Genomic DNA, 2,747 nt, shown 5'->3' on the forward strand with positions numbered 1-2,747 from the left:
CCGGCAACGCCTATGACCCGCGCCTGGTGGCCGGTGGCAGCAGCGGCGGCGCGGCGGTGGCGCTGGCATTGCGCATGCTGCCGGTAGCGGATGGCAGCGACATGATGGGCTCGCTGCGAAACCCGGGGGCGTTCAATAACGTATTTGGCCTGCGTCCGTCCCAGGGGCGGGTGCCTCACGGGCCGGCGCCGGAGCTGTTCGTCCAGCAACTGGCCACGGAAGGCCCGATGGGTCGCAGCGTGGCGGATGTGGCGCGGCTGCTGAGTGTGCAGGCCGGCTATGACCCTCGGGTGCCGCTGTCGCTCAAGGAGGATCCGGCGGTGTTGGGTGAGCCATTGCAGCGCGACTTCAAGGGTGCACGCTTGGGCTGGCTCGGGGATTACAACGGTTACCTGCCGATGGAAGACGGCGTGATGAGCCTGTGCGAATCGGCCCTCAAGGACTTCGCTGCGCTGGGTTGCGAGGTCGAGCACTGCCAACCGGAATTTTCTCTGGAACGCCTGTGGCAGACCTGGCTGGTGCACCGCCATTGGCTGATCCAGGGCTCCCTCGGCGCGGCCTACGCCGACCCGCAAAAACGTGCACTGCTCAAGCCGGAGGCGCAATGGGAAGTGCAGGGCGGATTGCAACTGAGTGCGGCGGACGTTTACCAGGCTTCGATCAACCGCAGCGACTGGTACCGCGCCCTCGGCAAACTGTTCGAACGTTACGATTTCCTGTTGCTGCCCACCGCCCAAGTGTTCCCTTTCGATGCACAACAAGCCTGGCCACGCCTCGTCGCAGGGCGCGAGATGGACACCTACCATCGCTGGATGGAAGTGGTGATCGGCCCCACCCTGGCCGGCCTGCCGAGCATAAACGTGCCGGTGGGTTTCAACCCCCGGGGCTTGCCCATGGGCCTGCAGATCATCGGCCCGGCCCAGGCGGACAGGGCGGTGTTGCAACTGGCGTACGCCCACGAACAACTGACCCGCTGGGTGCAGCGGCGACCGCCCGCTTGCCTCTCGGCGACCGGTTGAGCCGCGACGGGCCTGTATCTTGCTGTGAAATCAGATCATCCATCGGCATCAAGGAGATCGACACATGGGCAGCGACGCCGAGACGGGAACCGTACGCTCAGTAGGGCGGGCACTCGCGATCATCGAATTGCTCGGCGAGCATCAGGCGCTGGGGCTGGAAGAGTTGCATTACCTGACTCACCTGCCCAAGGCCACGGTCTCGCGGATGCTGCTGACCTTGCAGGAACAGGGCTGGATCTATCGTGGGCTCAGCGACCGGCGTTACCGCCTGCGGGCCAGACGGTTGTTCGGCGACACCCAGCAACGCTTCAAGCGCCAACTGGTGGAAAGCGCCGCGCCGTGGCTGCTGGACCTCAGCGAGCGCACCGGCCTGGTGGTGGACCTGTCGAGCTTCGACGGCGAGCGCCTGGAAGTGATGGAAAGCGCGATCCCCACGGTGCTGCGCAAGCTCTACCCGAACAATTGCCAGATCGTCGGCCAGCACGCCAGCCTGTTTCATTCGGCCATGGGCAAGGCGTGCCTGGCGCAATTGTCGGCGGATGAAGTGCAGCGCCTGGCCGGTCGTGAGCATGTGGCGGAAGACGATCAATACCGGGCGTGTGAACAATCCCAGCACCAGGGGTTTGGCCAACGCACCGAAGGCTATTGGGAATATCCGGTGCGCCTGCCGTTCCTGATTCGCGCGGTGGCCTTGCCGGTCCGGGCCAATGGCCGGTTGGTGGGCAGCATGGCGCTGCATTGGCCGATGGATCAGGCACCGGTGGAACGGGTGCTGAGCCTGCACCTGGCCAGCCTGGAATCGACGATTCGCGATGTGCAGCAGGCGTTGGCCTGACCACCGTTCCCCCGTAGGAGCGAGCTTGCTCGCGAAGAACTCACAGGCACCGCGTTCATTCAGAATGCCCGCGTCATCGTTGGCAACCTTCGCGAGCAAGCTCGCTCCTACAGGAGGTCTTTGTTACTGTTCGCCCAGGTTTTTTGCCCCAAGAGTCTTTATGTCCCTGTTCAAACCCATGGCCTTCCTGCTGCTGGCCGCTGCCGCCGTGCCTGCCCACGCCGACTGGTACCTGGACAACGAGTCCTCGCGCCTGTCGTTCGTCACCACCAAGAACACCGACATCGCTGAAGTGCAGCGCTTCCTGGTGCTGCATGGCAAGGTCGACAGCAAAGGCGCGGCGCAGCTGGAAGTCGAACTGGAGTCGATCAACAGCGGCATCCCGCTGCGCGACGAGCGCATGCGCAATGAGCTGTTCGAGATCAAGACCTACCCGGACGCGGTGATCAATGCGCAGATCAACCTGCAACCGATCAACGACCTGGCCCCCGGCGCGCAATACGAGCTGCGCCTGCCGCTGTCGGTGACCCTGCACGGCAAGACCCAGACCTACAGCACCGAATTGCTGGCGACCCGCCTGGATGACCGACGCTTCCAGGTGGTCACCCTGGAGCCATTGGTGGTGCACGCCGAGGATTTCGATTTGCTGCCGGGGGTAGCCGCATTGCGCAAGGCCGCCGGGCTGTCGCAGATCAGCCTGTCGGTGCCGGTGGGTGCGGTACTGATTTTCACGGCGCGCTGACATGAGCGGCGCAGTGTTCCCGTGGCGCAGCGCCAACCGTTTCGAGCTGATGGTCGACGGCCCGAGTTTCTTCCCACGCATGCTGAAAGGTATCGCCCAGGCTGAGCAACAGGTGGCGCTGGAGCTGTATCTGGTGGAGGCGGGCGCGTGT

At 64.4% G+C, this 2,747-nt stretch carries 3 protein-coding genes and 1 pseudogene; all 4 read left to right on the forward strand.

The window, feature by feature from the left end:
* On the forward strand, positions 1-1,019 hold a 1,019-nt coding region (locus HX846_RS34760), incomplete at its 5' end, for an amidase (RefSeq protein WP_178967207.1).
* Positions 1,020-1,083: 64 nt separating this feature from the next.
* Positions 1,084-1,854: a helix-turn-helix domain-containing protein gene (locus HX846_RS34765; protein WP_003209157.1), complete on the forward strand. Its 771-nt coding sequence runs from the start codon at positions 1,084-1,086 to the stop codon at positions 1,852-1,854.
* A 160-nt stretch (positions 1,855-2,014) separates the two neighbouring features.
* Positions 2,015-2,596 (forward strand): YceI family protein, encoded by a 582-nt coding sequence (locus tag HX846_RS34770; protein ID WP_008430888.1) that lies wholly within the window; start codon positions 2,015-2,017, stop codon positions 2,594-2,596.
* Position 2,597: 1 nt separating this feature from the next.
* A pseudogene (locus HX846_RS34775) lies at positions 2,598-2,747 on the forward strand (phosphatidylserine/phosphatidylglycerophosphate/cardiolipin synthase family protein); the annotation flags it as partial.

Origin of the sequence: Pseudomonas sp. K5002 (genome assembly GCF_013386655.1) — a bacterium.
Classification (GTDB): domain Bacteria; phylum Pseudomonadota; class Gammaproteobacteria; order Pseudomonadales; family Pseudomonadaceae; genus Aquipseudomonas.